Source organism: Candidatus Lernaella stagnicola, assembly GCA_030765525.1.
GTDB lineage: Bacteria > Lernaellota > Lernaellaia > Lernaellales > Lernaellaceae > Lernaella > Lernaella stagnicola.
Genome location: JAVCCK010000038.1, coordinates 325,624 through 350,881 on the forward strand (window position 1 = coordinate 325,624; position 25,258 = coordinate 350,881).

Below are 25,258 nucleotides of genomic sequence, written 5' to 3' on the forward strand. Positions count from 1 at the left end.
ATTGTCGCCCAATGCCGCCTGGAGGTCAAAGATGCGTCAGGCAGCGGCGGGCGGCAACTGCGTATATCGCGCGCGCAGGCGCCGTCTCAGGTAGGGGTACAAAAACGCGAAGCCGAAGCTCGAGCCGTAACTGGCGTAGTTGGACAAGAAGGGCGAAAACGGCAAAAAGAGGAGCGCGCAGAATATCGCGAAGCCCATCCAGAGGCCCATCTTGAGGCCGTAACGATTCGCCTGGTCCCAACGATTGCGAATCGCGGCAAAGAAGGGGACGAAAAACAGCGTGGCGACCAGGACGATGATCGCGCGCGAATACTCTTCGGCCCACGGCAACGCCTCGCCCAGCCCGCCGCGCTTGGCCACGACCATGATCGGCAGCCGGACCGTGGCGATCACCCACCAGTGCACGACCAGAAACAAAAGGCTTTCCTTGCCGAGAGTCTCCAGGTGCGCAAACATCCACTTCACCGCGCGGTTGGTGTAGGCCTTCGCGCCCTTGTAGAAACGCCGCGCCAGCAAGTAGGACAGCCCCGCGCCGCCCACGGTGATCAGCACGTAACTCGGGATGCCGCGAATCATCAGGTCAAGGTAGCTGTCGAGAAACATCTGCGGAAACACGCGGCCGCCGTCGACCAAGTGCACGACCGGCCCCGCCGCAAACAACACGCTGAACAGAATCCACCACGGCCGCTCGCTGCCCGAACCGGAAACCAAGCTGCGGTAGCACAACGCGCCCATGTAGAAAAACACGACCCACGGAAGCATGCTGAAGTGAACGAACAGCATGCGCCGCATCGGTCCGAGTTCACTTAGCAATGTCCGGATAGGTTTGATGGCCACCATGAAATCGGCGCCGGAGGGTATCTGCGCTTTGAGCGCCGAAAAATCGGGGATGACCATATCCAGTTGCAGGCGCACGCGAAACTGCGTGTAGAACACGAAGGCCGCCGCCATGATCGCGAAGTGCGCCCAGGTCGGCAGTTTGCTGCGCATCAGAAAATAGACGGCCATGGTGCACATCGCCACGCCTTGGAAAATATCGAAAAAGGCAAGGCTGACGCGGTTGATGTTGTAGGTATAGCCGAGCACAAACAGCAAAATCGCGGCCATGTAGTAAAAGCGGTCGGCCGCAAAGCCGGGCTTGTCGCGGTTGCGTTCGAGGAACGTCATCACGTTCATGCCCGAAACGAAAAAGAAAATCGGGCCCGAGAAATCCATGATGTACAAGATGATTTTGTCCAACGCGCGCGGCGCCGGCATGTCCACCCGCACCGCGTGGCCGATCAGCATCAGCACACAGGCGAGTCCTTTAAGCATATCGATTTCGGGATAGCGGATGTGTTTGGCGGCCACGGCCATCGTCTCCTCAAGCAAAATGTTGTGGTGTCTCCGGCGTGCGACACGCGCGGGGAGACGACCGGCCTGCAAGCCGCGATATTGGCACAGGTTTATGCGTCGCTCAATAGCGCTATTCGATTAGCGGACTGATGATCGTGGCCACGCCGTCGTCGTAGGCAGTTCGCATAAAGGTCGCCAATTGGTTGTGAGCGCCCTCGTAAAACTCGCCGCCCGAACCGAAGATCATCGAATGCTCGTGAGTGTCGAAAATGAACACCGCGGGCTCCTGAACCGGCGTCAGCGCAGTCGGTATGTCCTCGATCAAATAGGGGTACGGCTCCAGCAAGGTCAAGCCGATGCCGCGTGCCATCTCGGAGCAGCCGGGGCCGCCCAGCGTGTTGTCGTAGGCCGCCATCTGCAGCAAGAGGTTTAGGTTATCCCGTTCGAACAGCGGGTCCTTCATCACGAGATTTGCATACGCGTAGCCGTCGGCGGGTTCGATAATGTGGCTGATGAGGTCGAGTGTGAAGTCCACCTTGTCGATCAACGGATCGTCCGAGAACAACTCGACGATTTTCAAAATGCCGACGAGCACTTCGCCGTACCAGGCGCCCGTAATGATCTTGCGGTAATTCTCCGCGCCGGCGTTGAACATGAAGGTGTCCACGTCCGGCTCGACGGCGACGTACACTCCGCCGTGAATGCCGCCGTGCGAATGGCCCATGTAGTAAATCGTGGACGTGTCCAGGTCCGGAATGCCATCGCCGCCGGTCTCGTACGGGACCAGGTCCACTTCGTCGAGTTCACGGATCAAGTGCTTGAGCCAGTACAAATCGGCGATGTCCTGGCGCAACGTGTCGCGGCACTGCAAGGGCGCCAGCACGTTGTAAAACTGGAGGAAGCGATAGATCACTTCCAGCGGTTCGGGCACCCATTCCGGGATATCGGTGCGCGCGCCGTGGTACACCCAGTCGATAGAAATCGTCGCGAAGCCCTGCCCGGCCACGGTGCGGCCCATCGTCGAGAGCTCGCCCCGGCTCGACTGAATGCCGTGCCCGTAAATGACCACCGGGAACCGACCCTCGTGCCCGTTGATGCCTTTTTTCGGCAGCATCAAACGCGCCGTGACGTCCATGGGGTCGCCGGTAATCGGCTCGCTGTCGGCGTCGTAGGCGAACTTGCCGTCGTGCAGCCAGCCGACGGTCTGGTAGTCGGTTTCCCACATGGAATCGACGTTCGGATGGTTGTAGCCCAGGTATCGCCATTCACTCGGCGTGGGCGGATCGGTCAGCGCCCGGTCGGCCAGCTTCTCGTGAATGATCATCAGATCCCGGCTGACCCACTGGGTGTGAAAAAAGGACGCGCCGACAATTTCGCTGGGCGCGACGCCGTATTGCGCTTCGAGTTCCGCGAGGAAAGGCGCCCATTTTTGCCGGTGCGGTTCGAGCATCGCCGCGTCGGGCGCGTCCGGGTCGGCCGCGTCGCTCAGCACGTAGCTCAGATGCGCGGGCCGCTCGTAGCAGTCGCCGTCTTCCGGCCGCAAATTCGTCGTGGCGACGCACGCCATGGTCGTGTTTTCCGGGAAGGGGAAATGCGGCCGCAGTTCCAGCACTCCGGTTTGGGGCCGGTACAGGGTGTCGACGCGCCACAACTCGCCGTAATGCGCGTGCTCGGCATCTTCCAAGACGGCGCAAAAGATGGGGTCGTCCAGGCTGGGTTCACCGTCGGACATTCCCGACAAGTCCGGCTCGGCGGCGGTGTGGAACCACACGGGGCAGGTCACGCCGAAGCCGTCGAGGCCGTCGATATCCTTGAAGAGCGTGCGCACGGACAACCAAAGCTCGGCGAGGTACGTAACCAACTCGTCGCCCACGCGAGTTCGAAAGCCGGTCGGCGAGTCCTCGTCCCGTTCCATGAAGGTCAACGACGGAAACGGCACGTTGCGCTCGCCTTCGGTCAAGTTGAAGGACAAAAACAAGCCGCTGTCGCATTCCTCGGCAGTGTCGTCGTCGTTATTATCGTCATCATCAGTGACGGTATCGTCATCGTCGGTGGCGGGAGTTGTGTCATTGTCGTCATCGTTATTGTCGTCGTCGTCATCATCGATGTCGTTATCGTCGTTGTTGTCATCGTCATCGTCGTCGCCGCAGGCGGCAAAACAAAAAGTGAGCAGGAGAATCAACGACAGAAGAAGAATCGGCACTAAGCGCATGGTAAGACTCCTACACGGCGCAGGAAAACGCTGAAATCACATCGGAATAAACACACCGCCGGTTTCTATCTCAACGAAAGTGCCAAGTTGTGTCAACCGGCGGCGTCGCGCGAAACCAAGCCCGGGCCGCTTTTTCGCAAGCGAAATCGATCACTCATAAAAAAGTGGATCGACGGCCACCGCGTCCGGCAGCTCGAGCAGCTCGCCAAGCGAAAACCCAACAAAGGTTTGCTCGGGAACCGGAATTTCGCCGCCGGAAACCCAAAAGCAAAGGTCTTCGCCGGAAAAAACCATCTGATAAATCGCGCCGTTGGTGGCGATGCTTTCGTCGTTGTCGAACACGCCGGGCGGCGTGGTTTCGCCGTTGTCGGGATTGACCCGGTCGCGCAACACGGAGATCAGCACGCCGGGGTCGATTTCGCCCCAATGAGTTTCGTCACCGTCCGGACCGCAAAGCTGCGTCGCGCGCGTAAAGCGGCGGAGGCTCGAGGCACCGGCCGGTTCAGCGTCCAGGTCTTCGGTTTCGGGCGCCACGAAATGATTGGTCGCCACGACCACGCCCTGCTCCAGCGGCCGCACGCCGACGCCCACGCCCGTCATTTCAAACGCCGCGGCCTCGCCCGCAACCGCGTCGGCCACCACGATGGTCTCGACGGTCATGTGATCCTGGGCAAGGATGAACTCCTGCGCTTCTTGCAGACTGCCTGCCGTTTTCAGCAGCATCGCCTGCATCTGCACGTGGCTGCGGCCGTAGCGGTCGTGCACGGTGTTGTTAAGCGGGTCGGCTTCGTTGGACGCCACGGTAACGCCCGCCGCGTTCATGCCCGAATAAGGGCTGAGGTTGCCCGGGAAACCGATAAACGTGTGCGGAATGCCGTCGTCGGGCTGCCGCACGAAAATCACCGGGTAATCGAGCAGGTAATCGATCTTGCTCCAGTCCAGGCCCCGCGCGTGGTAGAGGCGGCCGTCGACCGTGGCGTCCCCGGCGGCTGCGACCTGCGTGCAACCCGGGCCGCGTAGCGCCGGCGGGAAGCCTTCGCCGAGGAATTCCACGAGCACGTCGCCGAAATTCATGAGCAGGCAGACTTCCATCGTAAAGCCGACATCGCCCGCCGCGTCGGAAAGCCCGCGGCATTCGGCCAAGGTATCCGGGTAGGAATTGTCGACCGCCATGTCGATCAAGCCGAGCAAACGGGCGATCGGCAACAGGATGTCGATGAGATGGTACTGGTCGAGCCAATCGATGCCCGCGCCAAGCTCCGCGTGCAGCATCGTGCCCTGCTGATGGCCCATGTCGTAGGCGCTGCCCGCCAACCAGACGATCTGCCAGCCTTCGTAGATTTCGACGTGCGGCTCGACCGGCGTCCACTCGTCGTCGTTGTTGTCGTCGTTATCGTCGTCGTCGTCCGCCGCGGTATCGTCGTTGTCGTCGTCATCGTCGCCGGCGCCGTCGCCGCTGTCATCGTCGTCGTCATCCCCGCAAGCAAACAGCGCGAGAGACAACATCAGCGCGGCGACAATCACCATAATCCACGTCGCGGTTCTTCTCATGATTCACCCCGTATTCGACGACGGACGCGCGTCGTCAGTCCTCTTTTGTGATCGCTTTGTGATAGCTGTTAATCCAGTAGGCGGCCAGGAAGTCGTGACCCGAATGCACCTTGGTCGGCGTATCGGATCCGCATTCGCGAATGTTGTAGGGATTCCACTGGAACATGAACCCGGCCGGGCATTGCAGATCCACCGTGACCGGTTCGTTGGCTTGGTAGTAAATGTCGCCCATCAAGTCGCCCAGGAAGGGGAACTGCACCTGCAAGTCATGGAAGAACACCGAAAGCGGATCGAGCGTATAGGTCGACGGGTCGCGCTCCGGCACGTAGTACTCGGCCAGCGGCGCATCGCGAAAGTCGGTCAAATCCTCGACGACCTGCGCTTGGTACTCATCATCCTTGCCCGGCGTGTAGTCGCCCGCGCCGATGAAAATGCCTGCAAACCAAGGGTTGTGCGACAGCCGCGTGAAGGTGTGCACTTGGGTTTCAAAAACGTTGAGCAGGAAGTTGTAATCGTCTTCGCTAAAGTAAACCCGACCCAGGCGCAAGACGTTGTACCAATTCTCGTGCGCCAGGTTGTTCCCGAAATACTGTGCGTACCGGTTGAACGTCGCGATGGTATTCACGCGGATGCTCAGCCGGGCCGAATCGCGCAACCATGCCTGCAATTCGGTTTTGAAACGCTCCTCGCCCGTGATGTGATAGCCGATCGCCAGCCACGAAAGGCGCATCGGCGGCAACACGTGCGGCGCGGCGTCGGTCGGCAATCCTTCCTCATCGAGGATGAACCAAAAGTCCGCGATCAGTGTGTCGAGCACTTCGGTTACATCGTCGCGGATGATCTCCCGCGTCGGCTCGTCGTCAATCAAGTCGTACCCAACCGCCATGCCGTAGAACCAGCCCGTGTATTGGTCGCGGCTGGTTTCGCCAAACCAGAAATCGCCCGCGTAAGGCCCCGAATCGACCTTGTGGCAGCGATCGTTGTTGTCGCACCACGTGTCGCCGCCGTGATAGGGCAGCATGTCCTGCGATCCCCAAAAGCGTGAAATGAAACCCGGACGCCCGGTGACGTGCAAATGCCCGTCGAGAGTCACCACCTTGGCGATGGCGTTCTGCTTGGCCTGCTCGTCCCCGGTGACCCAATACCGCATGGCCTGCGCGCCCAGATAGGTGCCGGTCCAGATCGTGCTGTCACCCGCCCCGTGATAGCCCGTCACCTCCGCGTAGGTGTCGTCGGCGAAATAACAATGGACGCAACTGCCGTGGTCCGGTTGGTGCCACGTCAGGTGCCAGTCGTCGTAGTCTCCAGCTTTGTCGCGCAACTGCCCCGCTTCGCCGGATTCGTCGTAGTCGCGCGGCTCGATGTTGGTTTGTGGCCAGGGTGCCACGTAGTCATCGGGCGTGACGTCGTCATCGCCGGCGGTATCGTCATCGCCGGCCGTATCATCGTCGCCGGCGGTGTCGTCGTCGCCGGTATCGTCGTCGCCGGTGTCGTCATCAGACGTATCGTTATCGTCGTTGTCGTCGTCGGCGGGCGTCGTGTCATCGTTGTCGTTATCGTTATCGTCGTCGTCATCATCGTCGCAAGCGATGTTGGGGATGATCAACAAACATAAAACGGCAAAAAACAACACGATAAGTCCGAGGCTGAACGCTTTCATTTTATCCCCCATAACCGAATCGCAAACAGCGGGACTGTAGCACAAAACCGCCGGGACCGTTATCCGGATCACGGCCGAACGGCCGATTGAGACTCGTTTTATAGAACGGATCGAGACGGCGCGACGCCGCCTTACGAAGCTTTGCTGATCGACACTTCTATCGTCTGACCCGCCACCTTGATCGTCGCGGCGTCGGGCGGATCGGCCTGCTGAACCATCTCCACAACAAGCAGTTCCTCGGCCAGCAATTCCTGATACTTCGTCATCACGGTCTCAAGGTCCGCCGACGCGGTGGACCAGCGCATCGTGATGCGGTCTTCGATCTCCAAACCCTCGTCTTTGCGCAATACCTGCAGCTTGCGCAGCACGTCGCGCATCAAGCCTTCCAGGCGCAAGTCTTCGGTGATGACCGCGTCGAACGAAACCCAGGTGCCGTATTCCTCGGCCACCGCCTGCTCATTGGGCGCCTCGCCCTGCAAAAGCACATCCGCGCGATCCAAGCTGACCGTGGCGCCATCCACCGTCACCGTGACCACTTCGGCCCCGCCACGCATCGCGCGAACAATCGCCTCGTTGTCGTCGTTCACCGCCGCGGCGACCGCTTTGACGTGCGCGCCCAGTTTCGGACCCGCCGTTTTGAAATTGAGCTTGGCCGAATACGTCAGCGGACTCGGGGCGTCGGGGTCGAGTACCTCGAGTTCCTTCACGTTCAGGTCGTCCCGCAGCATTGCGGCGAAACGCTCGGCGGCCTTTTTCTCCGCTTCGTCGGCCGGGCCGACAGTCAGGCGCGCCAACGGTTGGCGCACTTTGACTTTCTTCGACTCGCGGGCCGACAGCGCCAGACTGTTGAGACGGATGATGGCCTTCATGTCGGCGGCGAGTTGATCTTCCCGGCGCGCCGGGTCGGCTTGCGGGAAATCGCACAGATGCACGCTCTCGGGTTGGTCGGGCTGCACGGCGCGCACCATGTTGCGGTACATCGCCTCGGTCAGGAAAGGAATGACCGGCGCGGCCAAACGCAGCAGCACATCCAGACATTCGAACAGGGTCTCGAACGCCGTGCGCGTGTCGACATCTTCGATCGTGCCCCAAAAACGGCGGCGATTGTGGCGAATGTACCAGTTGGAAAGATCCGCGACGAAGCCTTCAATCGCCAACACCGCGTTGCGGGCGTTGTAATCCTCGTAGGCGCCGCGGCAGGCCTCGATCGTCTTCTGCAGCTCGGTGAGGATCCACCGGTCGAAATCCGGCCGCTGGGCGAAGGGCGTTTCCGGCCCGCCCGGCACGAAACCCAGGATCCGCGCGTAGTTCACGAAAAAGCTGTAGCTGTTCCACAAGGTGTTGAGGAATTTGCCGCGAATCTGCCGCAATTGATCCCAGTCGAAGTTGAGGTTGGCCTGCGGGTCGTGGCTGATGAACATCCACCGCAGCGCATCGGCGCCCACGCGCTCGGCCGCGTCGTCGAACCACACGGCGTTGCCCTTGGATTTGTGCATTTCCTCGCCGTGCGAATCGCGCATCAGCGCGTAGCCCTTGAGTGTCTTGAAGGGCGCGATGCCCTCCATCATCGTGCTCAACGCCAGCAACGAGTAGAACCAGTTGCGGAACTGGCCCGGGAAGCTCTCCAGCACGAGGTCGGCGGGGACCCACTTGGCCCAGTACTCGCGGTCGGCGTTGTAGTGCACCGTCGAATACGGAACGATGCCCGCGTCCAGCCACGGATTGCCCACATCCGGCACGCGGTGGGCGACGCCCCCGCATTCCGGGCATTGAATCTTCACTTGGTCGATCCACGGCCGGTGCGGCGAGTGACCCTCGAACTCTTCCCAGCCCGCCACAGCGCGCTGCTTGAGTTCTTCGTATCCACCCATGACCTCGAAATTCTCGCACTTCTCGCAAACCCAGATCGGTAGTGCTAGGCCCCAATAGCGCTTCTTGGAGATCATCCAATCGTTCATATTGGTCAGCCATTCCAGTTCGCGCTCCCGGCCCCAGGAAGGAATCCAGCGGATATCGTCGACGATCTTCTTGATCTCGTCGCGCCAGTCCATGTTGATGTACCACTCGTCGACCAGGCGGAAGACCAGCGCGTTTCCCTTGCGCCAGCAGTGCGGGTAGATGTGCGGATACTGCTCGGTGGCGACCAGCAGGTCCTTATCCCGCAGCGAACCCAGCACCGCCTTAACGGTGTCGGGCGCGATGGCGTCCCGGCCCGCGAAGGGTCCGAAGGGTTCCAGGAACTTCGCCTCACCGTCGAGCGGCGCGATGTCGGGCAAGCCGAGTTCCTTGCCGATTTCGTGGTCGATATCGCCGCAGCCGGGCGCGATGTGCACGATGCCGGTGCCCTCGCCCGCCACAACAATCGGGTTGCCGAAGTTGTCGCGACCGCCGTCGATCACCCGGTGTGCCTGGACGCCGCTGATCGTCACGTCTTCGCGCTCGAAGGGGAAGCCGCCGGGGATGTTCTGCGCTTCCAGTTCGTCGAAGGGGCCGTCGTATTCCAAGCCGACCAGTTCCGCGCCTTTGACGTAGCCGAGGATTTCGTACCCGCCGCGTTCGTTGAACAGTTGGGCGATGGTTTTGAGCTTCGGCACGCCCTCGACCCATTCCTTCTTCTCGTTGAACTGGCGTTCCTGGCGCTGGTATTCGAGGTTCTCGGCCGCGAAGTAGTAAACTCGGCCGGAGCGCTTTTCCCTCAGCTTGACGTATTCCAAATCGACGTTGACCGCCGCCGCGACGTTCGAGGTCAGCGTCCAGGGCGTTGTCGTCCAGACCAGCAGGTTTTCGTCGTCACGCCCGCGGAGGGGAAAACGCAAAAAGAGCGCCGTGTGCGCCACGAGCTTGCGGCCCTCGACGACTTCCATTTGCGAATACGCGCAGCCCGATTCGCCCGACCACGGCATCACGTCCGTGCCGCGGTAAATTTTGCCACGCTCGTGGCATTTCTTCAGGAACGACCAAATCGTGTAGTTGTTCTCATCACTCATGGTGAAGTACGAATCGTCCCAGTCCATCCATTGGCCGAGGCGGATGGACTGCTCGGTCTGAATCCCCGAAAACTTGCGGACCCGCGCTTTGCAGGCTTCCACGAAGTTGTCGATGCCGAAGGCCTCGATTTCGTCCTTGCCGTGCAGATTGAGTTCCTTTTCGACCTCCACTTCGACCCACAAGCCCTGGCAATCGAAACCGTTCTGGTAGCGTTGGTCGCAGCCGTTCATGGCGAAATAGCGCTGATAGACGTCTTTGAGCGTCCGACCCCAGGCGTGGTGCACGCCCATCGGGTTGTTGGCGGTAATGGGGCCGTCGAGGAAGGAAAAGCGCTTGGCGCTGCCGGCATTTTTGCGGCGCAACTTCTCGAAAATACCCGCTTCGTCCCAGAAAGCCTGGATTTCTTTCTCGAGGGGTACGATATCGAACCAGGTATCGACTTTCCCGTACCGGGGTTCGGTGCTCGCGGTGTTGTCTTTTTCGTCGTTCATCAAATCTTCCTTCCAATTCACGATGGCTCGCGGTCCTCGGCACGTACGCCGCCCGCCGGAATGTCGTCCGGCGACGGACCGTTATATAAAACAGACATTTATAAGCAAAACCGGCCGCGGGTTCAATGCGGAATTCCGATTCCTGCCGCTGGGCTCCGGACGACGTTTTATTTCGGCCCCGAGGCGAAAGCCGGGGCTGGCGTCAGCTTTTTCCGCCTTGCAGCTTGGCCAGCGCTTCGTCGGTCAGGGCGGTGGCGATCATGGCTACCGCGCAGTCCACCCGGGTGGTGCGGCGGTCTTCCATGTAATCGCGCACCCAGAACTGACACTCATTGCCCATGCATTTGGTCTTGAGAAGCGGACAGAATTTCCGCTCGGCCACCTGCGTATCGTCCTTGGTCACGAATACGTCGTCGTGCATCGACAACTCCTTTTCATCGAGGGTCGGAAAATGATACCAATACCAGACGCAACACGCGAACCGCGTCACGGAGACTATAGAGATGACCGTCCTGCGAGACAAACTGGCGTTTATCACCGGCGGTTCCAGCGGCATCGGCCTGGCTGTCGCGCAACGCATGAACGCGCGGGGCGCCACCGTCGTGCTCTTCGCCCGCCGCCGCGAAGCGCTCGCCACGGCGCTGGATTCCCTCGACCAGCCGGACCGCGGGGCGATGTTCGAAATGGACGTCGCCGATCGCCCGCAAGTCGAAGCGGTGCTGGCCGAGGCCGTCGCGGAGCACGGCGCGCCGGACATTCTGGTCAACAGCGCGGGGGTTTCGTATCCGGGCTACTTTGAACAATTGGAGTACGACGAATTCGACCGAACGGTGCGCATCAACCTCTACGGCACCTGGAACACCTGCCACGTACTGGTCCCGGCCATGAAAGCCAAGGGCGGACACATCGTGAACGTCGCCTCGGTCGCCGGCCTGCTCGGCGTGTTCGGCTACTCGGCGTACGCGGCCTCGAAGTTCGGCGTCGTCGGCCTTTCCGAATCGTTGCGCGCCGAAATGCGCCGCTTCGGTATTCGCGTCTCGGTGCTGTGCCCGCCCGACACCGACACCCCCATGCTGGCGGCCGAAAACCGCCGCAAACCGCCCGAGACCGAGGCCATCGCCGGGGCGGCCAAGGTGCTCACCACCGACCGGGTCGTCGATGACCTTCTGCGCGGGATGCGCAAAAACCAGTTTCTCATCGTGCCGGGCTTCGATGGGAAATTCACGGCCCTGGCCAAACGCTTTTCGCCCACGCTCGTGGCTTGGGTCACCGACCGGCTCGCCGACTCGAGGCAGGCGTGATCGTCCGGAAGACCATACCGGTGTGTTTCGGCAAGGGCCGAGTCGCCCTGCGTGTGCCGGAATCCGCCGGCGACTGGACCGTGCTGCGTCGGCCCGACGGCGAAGAGCAAGCGGCCGGTCGCGAAGCGTTCAGGCAAGCCGTACAGCGCCCGATTTCGTCTCCGCCCCTGGCCGACCTGATTGATCCCGGCGACCGCGTGGTGATCGTCACCGCCGACGGCACGCGCCCGCTGCCCAATGACCGCGTGATTCCTTGGCTGCTGGAGGAACTGCCCGTGCCGCCCGAGCAGGTGACGATTTTGCTGGGCAACGGCGCCCATCGCGCCAACACCCCAGACGAATTGCGCAGCATGTTCGGCCCGGCGCTCGACGACGCCATTCGCATCGAAAACCACGACGCCTTCGATGAATCAGGTCTGCGCCGCGTCGGCCAAGCCGCGGACGGCACGCCGTTGTGGCTGAACCGCCGCTATCTTGAGGCGGACAAGCGCCTCGTCATCGGCTTGGTCGAACCGCACTTCTTCGCCGGTTTTTCAGGCGGCGCGAAGGCCGTCGTGCCCGGCGTGGCGGGCATCGAAACCATCCTCGCGGCGCACCGGCCGGAACTGATTGCCGACCCGCGCAGCACGTGGGGAACGCTGGCCGAGAACCCGATTCGCCGCCTGGTCGATGAATTGGTCGCCTTATCGCCGCCGGATTTCGCGGTGCAGGTCGCCTTGAACGAGCACCAGCAACCCGAGGCGTTTTTCGCCGGCGACACCGGGGCCGCCCACGCCGCGGCGTGCCAATGGGTGCGGCGCACGTCATTCGTTGCGGTCGACCGCCGTTTCCCGGTGGTGGTCACGTCCAACTGCGGCTACCCGCTCGACCAGAATCTGTACCAGGCCGTCAAGGGAATCGCGGCAGCGGCGCGGCTGGTTGAGCCGGGGGGCTGGATCGTGTTGTGCGCCGAATGCTCAGACGGTTTCGGCATTCATCAACCCTTCGCCGAAATCATGCAGATCGGCGATAAACCCGGCGACATCCTGGCGTGGCTCGACGCCCAGCCGGGGCCGGTGATTGACGGCTGGCAGGCGCAAATCTTCGCCGCCGTGTTGGAGCAGGCGCGTGTGGCGATCTATGCCGACGTGGATGCGGAAGTGATTCGCGCGGTGAAATGCGAGCCGATTGCCCAGCTCGACGCCTTTCTCGCTGCAGAGGCCGCCGGTCAAGATGTCGCCGTGCTGCCCGACGGCTTTCAAACCGTGCCGGTGCTTATTCCGTAGCCGAGGCCTCGCCACCGATTTCTAAAATCATGGCGGGTAAACCGGTGTTCTCGTTGGTGAGTTCACGCAGCAACACGAAGCCGCAGTGCTCGTAAAACGCCCGCCCGATGTGGTTGTCGCGGAACACCTCAACGGTCAGGCACGGCTGGCTGCGGCGCACGAAATCCACCAGAGAACTAGCCACCCCGCGGCGATGAAATCCGGGATCGACGAACAACCCGCCGATGAAATTGCCGAGCATCGCAATAAAACCCGCGACACGCCCGTCGATCTCAGCCAGCCACTGCGCCGCCTTGGGGATATACACGGTGCGGATTTCTTCCCGCTGGCGCCGTAATTCCGCGTCCGATATGAAGGGATGGCCGACGCGCGAGGCCCGGTACCAGATGTCGAGCACCGTTTCGCAATCCCTTTCGTGGTAAGGACGAATCATCATCGGCGTCTCCCGGTCGAACGGCTACCCTAGTTGCGGTTTGCCTCATTTCGAAGCAACGTTAGATTCACCATAGGGTTTGCATCGTGCGGAGGCAATTGTGATGGACTTGAAGAAGCTGGCCGACATCACCGTATTGGATACCGAGGGACGCCCCTATCGCTTGGGTGACGCCTGGCGCGACAAGACGACGGTGTTGGTGTTCATTCGCCATTTTGGGTGACTGTTCTGTCGTGAACAGGTCGCGCAGTTGCGCGACGTGCTGCCCGAAATTCAACGCCGTGGGGCGCAACTTGCCGTGGTCGGCAGCGGTCAGCCGCAACACGCCCGCATGTTTTTGGAAGACGCCCCGCTCGACGCCCGCGTGCTTGTCGATCCCGCCCTGAAGGCCTACGCCGCCGCGGGTTTGCGGCGCGATCTAGGCGCGACGCTCCACCCGAAAACTTTGCTGAACGGCATTCGAGCCCTTCGGGGCGGCTTTCGCCAGGGCGCGACCATGGGCGACCCGTGGCAGCAGGGCGGCGTGTTTGTCATCACCCCGGCGGCCGGTGCGCTCTTTACCTTTGTGAGCCAAACGGCGGGCGACCACGCCGATCCCGCGGACGTGTTGGCCGCGCTGTCTTGAACCGGTTTCCGCGACCGGCAACTACTTCTTGACGTTATGCTCGAAGAGCGATTCGTACATCCAGTAAGCGCTGCGCCGCATACCGATCTTCCCATACGCCGCCTGCGCCCGCTTGTTGCGGCGATCGACGTACAGGCGGATGCCCACGACGTTGCCGGCCCGGTGCGCGCGCCGTAGCACCGCGTTGTAAAGCGCCGTAAAGAACTTGGTGCGCCGCGCTTCGGGGGCGATGTAGACCGATTGGATCCACCACACGTCGCCGTTGCGCCAATCGCTCCACTCGTAGGTGATCATCAATTGCCCGATGATATCCAGACCGCGAATTCCCACGAGGTAGAAACCGCGACTGGGTTCTTCGAGCACGGCGTTCACCCCGGCCAGCGCGGTGTCCCATTCGATTTCCAGATTTTCGGTTTCCAACGCCATGGCCTGGTTGTTGGCGGCCAGCGTTTTGGCGTCGCCGCGCCGCGCGGCTCGTATGGTGATGTCCGACATACTGCTTTTCTCCTTACGGCGTGATCGGCGTTTTCCGTGGGGTACGTCTTTTTTCATGGCCTCGTGGTGATCGACCTCTTTTCTTCGAGAAACCCACGCCGGCCGGACAATCCAAAAGGCGAGCTAACAGAACACGTCGCGTTGTCCGGCGCGGATCTTGGCCAGCATCGCCTCGGCCCGCTTGAGGGGCACCTCATCCATATCGACCATAAAATCGGCGATCGCCTGCTCGCCGGCGGCCTTCGTCTCCGGCGTGCCGTAATCGAGCAAGTACTCCAAGAAGGTGGATAACGCGTTGGGATCGCAGTGTGCCTTGATCAAACCCGGCTTCGCCAAGTCCATGAAATCGCCGCCCGTGCGGCCCAAGCGATAACAGCCCGTGCAAAACGACGGTACATAGCCCAGCCCGGCAATGTCCCGAATCACTTCCTCGAGCGTGCGATGATCGCCAAGAGAGAATTGCCCGTCGTCGCCGTCGTCGTCGGCGTATCCGCCGGGATTGGTGCGGCTGCCGGCCGATATCTGCGAGACGCCCAGCGCAAAGGTCTCGCGCCGGATGTTGGCCGTCTCGCGGGTGGACATGATGATACCGGTGTAGGGCACCGCGAGGCGTAGGATCGCCACGATCTTGCGGAAATCGAGATCGGACACCGCGTGCGGCGGATGACTCGCCAGATCCGAACCCGTCGCCGGCTCCAGGCGCGGCACGCTGATGGTGTGCGGCCCGACACCGAAGCGCGCTTCCAGATGCCGGATGTGTTGCAGCAACGCCAGAATCTCAAAACGCCAGTCGGTCAAACCGAACAGGACGCCGATGCCCACGTCGTCGATGCCCGCTTTTACGGCGCGGTCGATGGCGCTGAGGCGCCATTGGTAATCCCTCTTTTTTCCGCCTACATGCACCCGCTGGTATACTTCGTGGTGGTAGGTTTCCTGAAATAGTTGATACGTGCCGATCTCCGCTGCCTTGAGTTCGCGGAACTCCTCAACCTCGAGCGGTGCGACATTCACGTTGACGCGGCGAATCTCGCCCGGTCCGCTTTTCGTTTTGTAAATTGTCTCGATGGCGTTGAGAATGTAGCGGAATCCTTCCTGCGGATACGATTCGCCGGCCACAAGCAGCACGCGCTTGTGTCCGCTTTCGATAAGGAAGGTCACTTCGCGGGCGATCTCTTCTTGGCTTAGCGTCCGCCTCGCCACTTCCTTGTTGCGCGCACGAAAAGCGCAGTACAGGCATTCGTTGGAACAGAGGTTGGAAATGTACAACGGCGCGAATAGTACGAGACGCCGGCCGTATATTGTTTCCTTAGCCCGGCGGGCAGTTTGAAACAGTTCGGCGATGAGTTCTGGGTCGCTCACCGAGACAAGTACCGCCACATCTTCGGCTTCCAAGCCCTTGAGCTCGGCGGCTTTGGCCAGCACTTCAAGCACGCGGGTGGCGCTCTTCTCGCGCTTTGCCAAGGTTTCGAAAATACGGGTTTCGTCGATGGAGGGCTGCAGTTCGGGCGCGGTCGTACTCATTTTTCAACTCCGTTCTACAACGTTTCTCGACCGTCCCCGGTGTGAAAAGATAGACGATTCGCCGCGCGTTGTACAGGCGCGAATCACCGGATCGCGAACCAGCCAATTCCCCTTCGCCTTGCGCATTTGGGCATTTTCCAATCATCGAGAAAGAACGTATAATTGGTCGCCGGGGAGAAAAAAACGACCTACCTTTCCACGCGAGATGTACGCATCGTTTTCTTTTGAAGACCCGGCGGGGCAAATCTGCCGACAGGCCGGCTCGATATTGCAGAAGAGGGGGATGGAGATATGAAACGCGATAACCACAAACGTCCATACCGACTCACCAGTTTCCTGTTACTCGCGGCACTATCGGCGCTGTTCATCGGCGCGCAGGTCTGCAACGACATGGATTGGGATGACATCGCCGATGAGGAAGACAACTGCCCGGAGCAGTACAATCCCTTGCAGGCCAATGAGGATACCGACGCCCTCGGCGACGCCTGCGATCCGGAAACGCCGATGCACGGCCACTCGCTGGGCCGGTGCTATCGCAGCAATTGGCAGGGTTTCACCGGGACGTTCTGGGACGACATCCAAACGACACTGACGCCCCAAGACGGCTCCGGCATCATGTCGGTCAAGTTGTTGTGGCCCGACATGGTGCAAGACCTGCTGGAACGCGGCCCCGGCCGCCACAACGGCCACGACATCTGGTTCATGACCGCCAACACCAGCGGGATGACGTATTTCGCCACGTTCGTGGAGGGCGCGGCATCGCAAGTCGATGAGAAGGGCGTTATCTCGCAGTTCACGGGCTCCTTCACCTTCCTGGAATGCGAGGAATGCTGGCCCGACGTCGACGAAGATGATTACGAAAGCTGGGAATGGGTCGGCGAGTCCACGTGGACGGCCGATATCATGCCGCCGGGCTTCTGCGATCTGGAAGACGAAGAACCATATTTCGACGACGACGTCACCGACGATGACACCGCCGACGACGATACGGCCGACGACGACACAATCGACGACGATGACACGACCGACGACGACGACAGCGCCGGCGTGGACGACGATAGCGACGGGGTGGATGACGACGACAACGACAGAGCGAGCGACGACGACGATGACGATGACCAAGGAGCCTGTGGTTGCTGAGTCCGCCGCGTGGCCGGAGTTTCATCGACGAAGGAATTCATGCTAAAGTGCGGTCCGGCGTTAACCGTGAAATGACCAATCAATTAGCCGTTTGGAAGGGATAGGGACGACCATGATTCTGCTTAACCCCAAGAAACACACCCGCGCGTATCCGGATGAAAAGTCGCGCGAAATCATGCTTAAAACCATCGATTTCTTCGAGCGCAAGGGCCTGGCCAAAATCAAGCAAGACGATCACCAGCGTGTGTGGTATCGCGATTTCCTCGATTTTCAACGGGACGAGAAACTCTTCGCCACCCTGCTGACGCCGGCCGACTACGCCGACGGCGACCCTGATAAACGCTGGGATACCTACCGCATTTGTGAATTCAACGAAATTCTCGGGTTCTACGGTTTGCCTTACTGGTACACCTGGCAGGTCTCGATCCTGGGCCTCGGCCCGATCTGGATGACGAAAAACGAAGCGCTGAAGAAGAAAGCCGCCAAACTCATCGACGAGGGCGCCATCTTCGCCTTCGGCCTGTCGGAAAAAGACCACGGCGCCGATATCTATTCCACCGAGATGAAACTCGTGCCCCAGCCGGACGGAACCTTCCTGGCCAGCGGCCGTAAGTACTACATCGGCAACGGCAACGAAGCCGCCATGGTCTCGACCTTCGGCCGCATCGCCGAGCCCGACGGCACGATCAAGAAAGATTCGGAATACGTTTTCTTCGCCGCCTATTACGACCACGAGAACTACGACTGCGTGCAAAACGTGGTCAATAGTCAGAATTTCGTGTCCGAGTATGCCCTCAACGACTACCCGATCACCGAAGAGGACATCCTGGCTCGCGGCCCCTTCGCCTGGGATTGCGCGCTCAACACCGTCAACATCGGCAAATACAACCTGGGCTGGGCGTCCATCGGCATCTGCACCCACGCGCTCTACGAGGCCGTTCATCACGCCGCGAACCGCAACCTCTACGGGATGTGGGTGACCGATTTCCCGCACGTCAAACAAGCCTTCGTCGACGCCTACTCGCGCCTCGTGGCGATGAAGCTTTTCGCCTTGCGCACCGCCGACTACATGCGCGTCGCCTCGCCCGAAGATCGTCGCTACATGCTGTTCAACCCGGCGGTAAAAATGAAGGTCACCACGCAGGGTGAAGATGTGATCGACCTGCTTTGGGACGTCATCGCCGCCAAGGGCTTCGAAAAAGACACCTACTTCGAAATGGCCGCGCGCGACATCCGCGCCCTGCCCAAACTCGAAGGCACGGTGCACGTCAACGTCGCGCTCATCCTGAAGTTTATGCCCAACTACCTGTTCAACCCGCAAGATTTCCCGCCGCTGGACACGCAGGACCAAACCACCAGCGACGATTTCCTTTTCGACCAAGGGCCGGCGAAGGGTCTGGGGAAAATTCAGTTCGGCGATTACCAAAAAGCCTACGTGCTTTACGACACGCCCAACCTGCGCGTTTTCAAAGAGCAAATCGAAATCTTCAAAGAGTCCCTCTTCGCCGCCGGGCCCACCGATGCGCAAAAGATGGACATCGATTTCCTGCTGGCCATCGGCGAACTGTTCACCCTGGTGGTCTACGGGCACCTCATTCTGGAGAACGCGAAAATCCACGGCCTCGACGACGACCACGTCGACCAGATCTTCGACTTCCTGGTGCGAGACTTTTCGGAGTTCGCCCTGCAAGTGCACAACAAGCCGAGCAGCACCGAAGCTCAAATGGCTTATTGCATGAAAATGATCCGCAAACCGGTGGTCGATGCCGACCGCTACGGCCGCATGTGGAACAATTGGGTGTATCCGCTCAAGGACGCCTACACGATGACTGATTAGGCGGGCGCGGCGCGTTTGTTCGCCGCGTCGGAATGGATGTAGAAAATGAAGCCGCCAATCTCGAACCGCCTCGGTCGAGTTGCTTTGTTCGTGGTGCTTGTCCTGCTACTGCCGCCCTTCGCCTGCGGTGACGACGATGATGACAACAGCGAAACCGGGGACGACGACACCCATACGACACCAATTGATGACGATAACGACACAAATTCGGTCGCCGACGATGATGATGACGACACATTCAGTGACGACGACAATGATAATGACACAACCGACGATGACGATAACGACGATTCAACACCCGTCGAATGCGGCACCGTCATCCGCGGCGACCTCGAATGGACCCAATGCGATAACGGTGAAGACATCAACCACTACGTCGCCCAAACCTGGGCGCAGAATCTCCACTTCGACGGCAAAAACGATTGGCGCCTGCCGACCAAATGGGAATTGGCCGCGCTCTACGACGAATCCCGCACCATCGAAAGCGGTTGCTACATTCCGGTGCACATCGCCGAGCCCTTCTACCTGAGTTGCTCCCACGTGTGGGTCGCCGACGTCGCCTCATGGTGGGACGAGATGTCCTGGACCGTCGGCTTCAGCAAGGGCGACCTGACGATCATGCACCGGGAAGCCGAAGACCGCATTCGCGCCCTGGCGGTGCGGGACCTGAACTAACACGCGGGCTTTGCTACAATCGCCTCGCCATTTTGCGTGAGGTGATCCCATGAAACGATTTGTCCCGGCTCTACTTTGCGGGGTGCTGCTGGCTGCATGCCTGGTGGCGCTCGCCGTCGCCGAACCTTCCACCGAGGCGCGCCTCGAACCGCGCGTGCGCGTTGTGTTTTTCATTCCGGTCAAGGCGGCAACCTTTGCCAAACTCGAGGGCGTGGTCGCCGAGTTCGCCCGGCGCTTCCCCGACGGCTTCACAAAAACCACGTTCCCAAAAAGCCCCGGTGACCCCACCACGTTCGAGGGCGCCTGGCTGAATGCAGACACCGGCGCGGTGGCCCGCGATCACATTGAGATTCTCTTTGTTGATCTGCCCGCCCGCAATCAGGAGTGGCTGAAACCGGCGGCCGATTTCAAGGAATACCTGCACGCGCAACTCGGCGAAAAGGAAATTTGGGTGACGGCCGCGCCGCTGCAACGCGTGCTGAGCCCGTCTTCGCCGGGTTGGTCGGCAAGCCCGTAGGTCGCGGGCTTTTGTTTGCGGCGGCCCGCCAAAACCCGTATCGTTATCGCCGCCAGAAGAACCCGACACCCGCAATCAAGCCGCCGTTGCACTCGATCGCCTTGGTGGGCTAAAGGGCGGGTCAATGATTGTGGGGATGTTTTTTGTCTCCGGGTTTCGGGAAGGTCAATGAATTTCTATATACTGTCCCCGGACCCCCTTCCCCTGTCCCCGGAATTTGCACTTTCTCGCGTTGCAAGTTGATCGCCGCGGCATGCTAATGTAATATTTTCTTTGATCCCTTGGTCAACATCATCGGGCTGTTGGCAACTATCTGCGGGCAGCCACTGCAAGATGACCCACGTTGAGGTCAGACTGACGTCCCTTTGAAACCAATAGTGGAGTCAACAGGGGAATGGAGATGCCGTGATTCCGACGGATGTAACTCCCGAATCGGGTGAAACGCTCGGTGATCGCCCCATTCTCGAGCCTCCGCGCCTATCATTTCTCGATCGACTGCGCCAGCGATGGCATCATCCTCTATTGAGTCGCTTTGCGAACTTCACGGGTCATCACCATTGGGGCGCGAAGGCGCGTTACAATCGAATTCGTTTCACGGTCAAGAAATGGGGCTTCCAAATTGACCACCAGTTTGCTGGACGGCGAACGAAACTGAGAATATTACGGTCCTTAATTGGCTCTTTGATTCTGAAGTCCTCAGTCGCTGTCGTTCTCGTGGGCGCGTTACTGACAATCGACCACGTCATCGAACGTCTCGTCTCTTCGCCACATTGGATTCAAGGAATCGCGCCAGATTTCCTCGTCAAAATCGTTCTTGAGCCTGACGGACGCCTGTTTGATTTGGTTGTCACCACTGTCGCCCAGGTATCCGGATTGATTCTCGGTCTATACTTTGCCGCGCTCGGAGTGCTGATCGGCACCGTCTATGCGGATGTTCCAAAGAGCGTCCGACAGATTGTTCTTAGGGAAAAGGTAGGAAATGTCTATATTTTCTGGGTCGCCGTTCTCGCCGCTGTTTCCTTGCTGTTCATTGCGCTACAATTCTTCGGTGTCCAACCAGGGTTCGTGAGTCTCTCCTTTGTAGTCACACTGTCCGTCTTCACGGTATTTGGTTTTCTTGTTGTTTGGCAGCGGGTTTTTTATCTCTTCGACCCTTCAAGTCTCGCGGAAGAACTGCCGCGCCCCATTTACCAATGGCTTCGCGCTGCATCAGAAGGCCAATTCCGCTTTGATCCATCTTTTCAAAATCACTTTCGCAAACAGGCAGCTCTTGGCCTTCAGCAGTTTCGCGACGTAGTCACTTTTGCGACCACCAAGATCCCGACGCAAGGAGCGGAGATCACATCCAAGCCATCGATGGCAGCTCTCGCGCTCCTTGAGCTGTATTCTCAACAAAAGGCCAGGATTCCGAGCGAGAGTTACTGGTTTCTGAGGATTCCGCAGCATCCTGACTGGAGCGTCGCCAACACATCCGCTGTAGAAATCGCGCTCAAGACCGGCACCTTCCTGCAACCAAAAATGGTGACGGATCTATCGTGGTTCGAAGACGCGGCCACGGCTATTCTCGTTGAATCCGTTTCATCTTTGCTAAACAACAATAAATGCGCTGAGGTCGTGAGCATCCTCGAAGGGATCTGCAATACGCTCAACGAAATGGCGGCCAACTATTGTGTTTCCGACGCCTTACAGGTAGTGCGTGACGTCCGGACACCGGTACTCGATTGGATGCGGGGGAAAACAGTCAAAGATTTCAAAAGCTACGAGGAATGGAGCCCTGTTGTCGCAATGATTGATGCACAGGGCCTGGCCGCGATTTCAGTGTTGTTGGGGTTTTCGAGAAGCGTCACGTCGTACCAACCAGAGGATATTGAAACGACCATTGCGGCGATCTCTTGGGACGATCAACGCTCCGTCTACTCACGGAATGTGCCACGTAGTGTTGTCGAACAACTTGAGTTTCTCGAGAAGAGACTTGGGTTTGAGCTTGACGTGGAAGGTCATACTCAGTCCCCGCCCTGGTACCTTGCCCAGATTGCAGCCCTTGGGCACGCTCAGTATGTCCGAAACGGGCTCGAGGCTTTGATTGACGAATTCGACCGAAACTTCAGAGACTCTGTGCAAATTCTGGTTGAAGAACAAAAATATCTTTTGGCTGGCCATCACATACAACGCGGTCTTGAGGCGTGCCAGAAGTTTGAAGTGCATGCGGAGGCAATCGGGGATGCCCTGGCAAAAATGGAGAGATTGCGGCGAGTAACCGATATCCCCTGGCCGGTAGTTGATTGGGATAAATTGAAACAAAGACAGGCCTCGCTGCAACAGTTTCTTGTTGAAATCCTCGCGGAAATAGCAATCGATTTATCGAGCCTTGACCTCCCCGATTACCTCCCAGACTACGCTGGGTTCGCCTACGCACGATTAGCCAACGAGACCTACGTTGCAATCTCCAATGGCGACGACAACCTCCTGAAAAGGTTGTTTCCCAAGCTCTTCGTTTTGGGATTGAATGAACATGACCGGCTTCGCAAGAAGCTGAAGGACCGCGGACTGACGAACCGTCCTCACTTGGCCCTAACGACAGACCATCTTGTGGACTTGATGGCGTTGTCCGGCTTGGCAGTGGTTTGGGGTGAGCTCGAAAACCGCGAGACCTGGAGCGTCGTGGAGAACACGTGGAACGACTACTTCCAGCATTCCTCGAACGCCAAAGACGCAATTCCGTTCTTTTTTAGCCTTATCAGCTTCCGGGGGCGCTTAAACATGGCGCTTTCTTCTCGCAGTATGACTCGAACCTCTTGGAAGATAGGTTTTGAACAAGAAATGCGTCGGCGAGGTCTGTTAGGCTGGGATGTTCCCTTCCAACGCAGCGACGAGTGTGAGAAAAAGCACCCTAGCCCACTTATCCGTACGTTAATGGACGGCAACAGCTTCTCTTATGATTTTTCCGATATCTTCGCTGCTTGGTACCTTGCTGAACGAAATGAAGCTGCAGGGATCAAACAGCCGCACAGAGTCGAAAACCTTTTAAATTCTCTGAAACGAGAGTCGGCGTCGCCGACGCCGCCGGGGGAGCAATGAACTCCTCAAGCCGAACAAACAATGATGCTCAGAGTTCGAGAAAGTCCGTGTTTTTCTATCCCTCCCACTTTTCTGATGACCCTGATTTTGCACGACCATTCAATCTAAGCACGCAACTTTATCCGCATATGTTTGTTGAAGATGTTACCCTTGATGTTTACCCACCTGAATCACGAGAAAAAAAACGAATCGACTTGGTGCCCGAAAGCCGAGGAGTTGAACGGATGGTCGCGGAATCCCTTCGCCACAACGAATGGTACGGTGATTTGGATTCCGCTCTGCGGAACTTTTTCGGCAACTGCGTGGAGACTATCCTGTCGTTCGGCGAGAGTTTTTATGAGTTGGCGTACCTATCTAAACTCGGGGCGGACAAACCAACCGCATTCGAGATCGTTCCAATTGCGCCGGGCAGCTTGAGGAGGGGCTCGAAGGCCTTTGTTCAGCGCATTCCGGTGAAACTCGCGGCCGAATCTAACTTGCCCAGGGAAATCGCCATTCCGGCGGCGAATATCCTCCGTTTTGTCGCACCGCCTCCTTTGGGCGACAACGTCGGCCTTTTCATGAAAGAGCTCGCTGAGGCGCGTCTTTTTGAAATGCCGCACCCAAAGGCCAGCTCCATTCACGGCGACACTCCAAACGGCTATGATTTTCAGGAAGCCGTGAAGTTGGAGAAATCCGCGATTGCCCAGATAACCAAGAAGCTCGGTTGGAACGCGCGCGGCTTGTTTGATGACAGCATGACGGAGCACTATCAACTGGCGAGACGGCTTCGGTTTGAGCGCTTTTGCATTCAATTTCGCGAATGCATATTGGCGCAACTGAACGAGGGATTAAACCGCGCCGGCCACCGAATCGGTTTTGAAGCTCAGATAGTCCTCCAGGGACTACCTACCATCGATGACGTAGCCCAATCAGAAGCAGCTTTGCGAGAAGGTGCAAAGTCCTTTCACGAAATAATGGCCCCGTTCGTTGGGATCTGAAGGTAACGAATGAAATTAGGGCACCTCGTCCAAGAAAACTAGAAGTCGATCGAATCTCTTTTTCTCGCCTTCTTTGAGGGTCGCAGCCACACGGTTCTTCCCCCCCCCCTCAAGCCCCCCGAAGCGGAGGGAGGTGCGACGTTCAGGGTATAGGGGATAGGGCGTAGGGCATGTTCAGCACAACGGCGGCGGGCGATTTGTGAATCGCTTTTACATTTGGGCCACGCCCACGAAGGCGCCGACGGAAAGGGCTTTTTCCATTGCGCGCCCTGCGGCGCTTCAGTCGAAATGACAGGTGGTGGGGCGGTGACGTGGTGCGAGGGCGCGATTCATCGCGCCTTCGCCAATCGCAGAAAAAATTGAGTATGGCGTCCCCGGAATTTGCTCACCCCAAAAGTCGCCTAATCCTGTGGGGACACTACCCCCTCCCCCATCTCGACCCTTGGCAAGCTACTCGACCGTGAGAGGCTCGTGCGGATACCGCGCATTGCGGTTCTGGAACGAGAGGACATTCTTCTTCAGGATAACGCCCTCGTCGATCACCATGGCGCGTCGAATCGTCTCGTTTTCAAGCCAGCCCTCGCGTCCTGACACCACCGACGGTATGTGGACAATCAGTGCAGCAGAGACCGACCGGGACGCGCTTTCCCAGAGATAGCTGGGTGTATGATCTACTGCGTAGTAGTCCACCGTGCCGACTTTGAACATCGGAGCATCAAAAGTGGTCGGTTTGGCAAATGAGAATCCCATTCCCTCGTCGCAGCTAACATCGACGATGAGGCAATGCCTCTTAAGGCGCGCAACATCCTCCGCGGTAACGTACATGAGCGGCTCATCCGGATCCTGAAAGATCCCATTCACGATGATGTCGGCTTCACCAAGCAGGTCGATAAAAGGTCTTTCCGTCCCGTCGTGTTCCACGACGAGGAGTCGTGGTTCACCCTGCTTGCCCTTGCGCAGGCGAACATAGTGACAATCCAGCACTTCCTCTCGGACCTCGTGGTCGGGACGTTGAATGCAGACCGTTATGTCTTTGAACCCACGAGCTTTGAGTGCGTAAATAGCCCCCCTACTTACCGCACCAAAGCTGACGATGATCGTCTTGCGCTGGTCGCCATAATTCCCGTCGATCCCCTTCAATTGAAGAGCATGCA

At 59.1% G+C, this 25,258-nt stretch carries 19 protein-coding genes; 9 read left to right on the forward strand and 10 right to left on the reverse strand.

Features of this window, described 5'->3' with window-relative positions; translation table 11 throughout:
- Window positions 1-36: 36 nt before the first annotated feature.
- The 6 genes from P9L99_18465 to P9L99_18490 form a co-directional block, all read right to left on the reverse strand.
- Window positions 37-1,350 carry a heparan-alpha-glucosaminide N-acetyltransferase domain-containing protein gene (locus P9L99_18465; protein ID MDP8225352.1) on the reverse strand — a complete coding sequence of 438 codons (1,314 nt, stop codon included), beginning with the start codon at window positions 1,348-1,350 and terminating at the stop codon, window positions 37-39.
- Window positions 1,351-1,465: 115 nt separating this feature from the next.
- Window positions 1,466-3,547 (reverse strand): hypothetical protein, encoded by a 2,082-nt coding sequence (locus P9L99_18470; GenBank protein MDP8225353.1) that lies wholly within the window; start codon window positions 3,545-3,547, stop codon window positions 1,466-1,468.
- 150 nt (window positions 3,548-3,697) lie between these two features.
- Entirely contained in the window at window positions 3,698-5,098 is a 1,401-nt protein-coding gene (locus P9L99_18475; GenBank protein MDP8225354.1) for a C45 family peptidase, read from the reverse strand.
- A gap of 34 nt (window positions 5,099-5,132) precedes the next feature.
- Window positions 5,133-6,758, reverse strand: a complete 1,626-nt coding sequence (locus P9L99_18480) for a hypothetical protein (protein ID MDP8225355.1) — start codon at window positions 6,756-6,758, stop codon at window positions 5,133-5,135.
- Between the two features lie 131 nt (window positions 6,759-6,889).
- Window positions 6,890-10,237, reverse strand: coding sequence for an isoleucine--tRNA ligase (ileS, locus tag P9L99_18485; GenBank protein MDP8225356.1), 3,348 nt, complete (start codon window positions 10,235-10,237; stop codon window positions 6,890-6,892).
- Between the two features lie 202 nt (window positions 10,238-10,439).
- A complete protein-coding gene (locus P9L99_18490; protein ID MDP8225357.1) occupies window positions 10,440-10,658 on the reverse strand; it encodes a hypothetical protein in 219 nt (72 codons plus the stop codon).
- Between the two features lie 82 nt (window positions 10,659-10,740).
- Here P9L99_18490 and P9L99_18495 point away from each other — a divergent pair, with 82 nt between their 5' ends.
- Window positions 10,741-11,538 carry an SDR family oxidoreductase gene (locus P9L99_18495; GenBank protein ID MDP8225358.1) on the forward strand — a complete coding sequence of 266 codons (798 nt, stop codon included), beginning with the start codon at window positions 10,741-10,743 and terminating at the stop codon, window positions 11,536-11,538.
- Window positions 11,535-12,803, forward strand: a complete 1,269-nt coding sequence (larA, locus tag P9L99_18500) for a nickel-dependent lactate racemase (GenBank protein ID MDP8225359.1) — start codon at window positions 11,535-11,537, stop codon at window positions 12,801-12,803. Before P9L99_18495 ends, larA begins: the two co-directional genes overlap by 4 nt.
- Here the strand turns inward: larA and P9L99_18505 are convergent.
- A complete protein-coding gene (locus P9L99_18505) occupies window positions 12,793-13,239 on the reverse strand; it encodes a GNAT family N-acetyltransferase (GenBank protein MDP8225360.1) in 447 nt (148 codons plus the stop codon). The two genes, larA and P9L99_18505, sit on opposite strands and share 11 nt — an antisense overlap.
- Before the next feature lie 220 nt (window positions 13,240-13,459).
- On the opposite strand from P9L99_18505, the gene P9L99_18510 reads away from it, so the two are divergent.
- Window positions 13,460-13,861: an AhpC/TSA family protein gene (locus P9L99_18510; GenBank protein ID MDP8225361.1), complete on the forward strand. Its 402-nt coding sequence runs from the start codon at window positions 13,460-13,462 to the stop codon at window positions 13,859-13,861.
- Between the two features lie 21 nt (window positions 13,862-13,882).
- Here P9L99_18510 and P9L99_18515 read toward each other — a convergent pair whose 3' ends face one another.
- Both P9L99_18515 and hydG read right to left on the reverse strand, forming a co-directional pair.
- Complete coding sequence (locus P9L99_18515; protein ID MDP8225362.1) at window positions 13,883-14,356, reverse strand: GNAT family N-acetyltransferase; 474 nt, start codon at window positions 14,354-14,356, stop codon at window positions 13,883-13,885.
- Window positions 14,357-14,479: 123 nt separating this feature from the next.
- On the reverse strand, window positions 14,480-15,877 hold the full coding sequence (hydG, locus tag P9L99_18520; GenBank protein ID MDP8225363.1) for a [FeFe] hydrogenase H-cluster radical SAM maturase HydG: 1,398 nt from the start codon (window positions 15,875-15,877) through the stop codon (window positions 14,480-14,482).
- Between the two features lie 291 nt (window positions 15,878-16,168).
- Here hydG and P9L99_18525 point away from each other — a divergent pair, with 291 nt between their 5' ends.
- From P9L99_18525 to P9L99_18550, 6 genes are all read left to right on the forward strand, one after another.
- Window positions 16,169-17,017, forward strand: a complete 849-nt coding sequence (locus P9L99_18525) for a hypothetical protein (protein MDP8225364.1) — start codon at window positions 16,169-16,171, stop codon at window positions 17,015-17,017.
- Window positions 17,018-17,129: 112 nt separating this feature from the next.
- Window positions 17,130-18,854: an acyl-CoA dehydrogenase gene (locus P9L99_18530; protein ID MDP8225365.1), complete on the forward strand. Its 1,725-nt coding sequence runs from the start codon at window positions 17,130-17,132 to the stop codon at window positions 18,852-18,854.
- 45 nt (window positions 18,855-18,899) lie between these two features.
- The gene (locus tag P9L99_18535; protein MDP8225366.1) at window positions 18,900-19,529 is read left to right on the forward strand and encodes a DUF1566 domain-containing protein; all 630 of its coding nucleotides are present in this window, start codon (window positions 18,900-18,902) and stop codon (window positions 19,527-19,529) included.
- 49 nt (window positions 19,530-19,578) lie between these two features.
- The gene (locus P9L99_18540; GenBank protein ID MDP8225367.1) at window positions 19,579-20,046 is read left to right on the forward strand and encodes a hypothetical protein; all 468 of its coding nucleotides are present in this window, start codon (window positions 19,579-19,581) and stop codon (window positions 20,044-20,046) included.
- 405 nt (window positions 20,047-20,451) lie between these two features.
- On the forward strand, window positions 20,452-23,124 hold the full coding sequence (locus tag P9L99_18545; protein ID MDP8225368.1) for a hypothetical protein: 2,673 nt from the start codon (window positions 20,452-20,454) through the stop codon (window positions 23,122-23,124).
- 47 nt (window positions 23,125-23,171) lie between these two features.
- Window positions 23,172-24,104 (forward strand): hypothetical protein, encoded by a 933-nt coding sequence (locus P9L99_18550; GenBank protein ID MDP8225369.1) that lies wholly within the window; start codon window positions 23,172-23,174, stop codon window positions 24,102-24,104.
- Between the two features lie 450 nt (window positions 24,105-24,554).
- Here P9L99_18550 and P9L99_18555 read toward each other — a convergent pair.
- Window positions 24,555-25,258, reverse strand: a 704-nt coding sequence (locus P9L99_18555) for a hypothetical protein (protein MDP8225370.1), incomplete at its 5' end; no start/stop codon positions are given.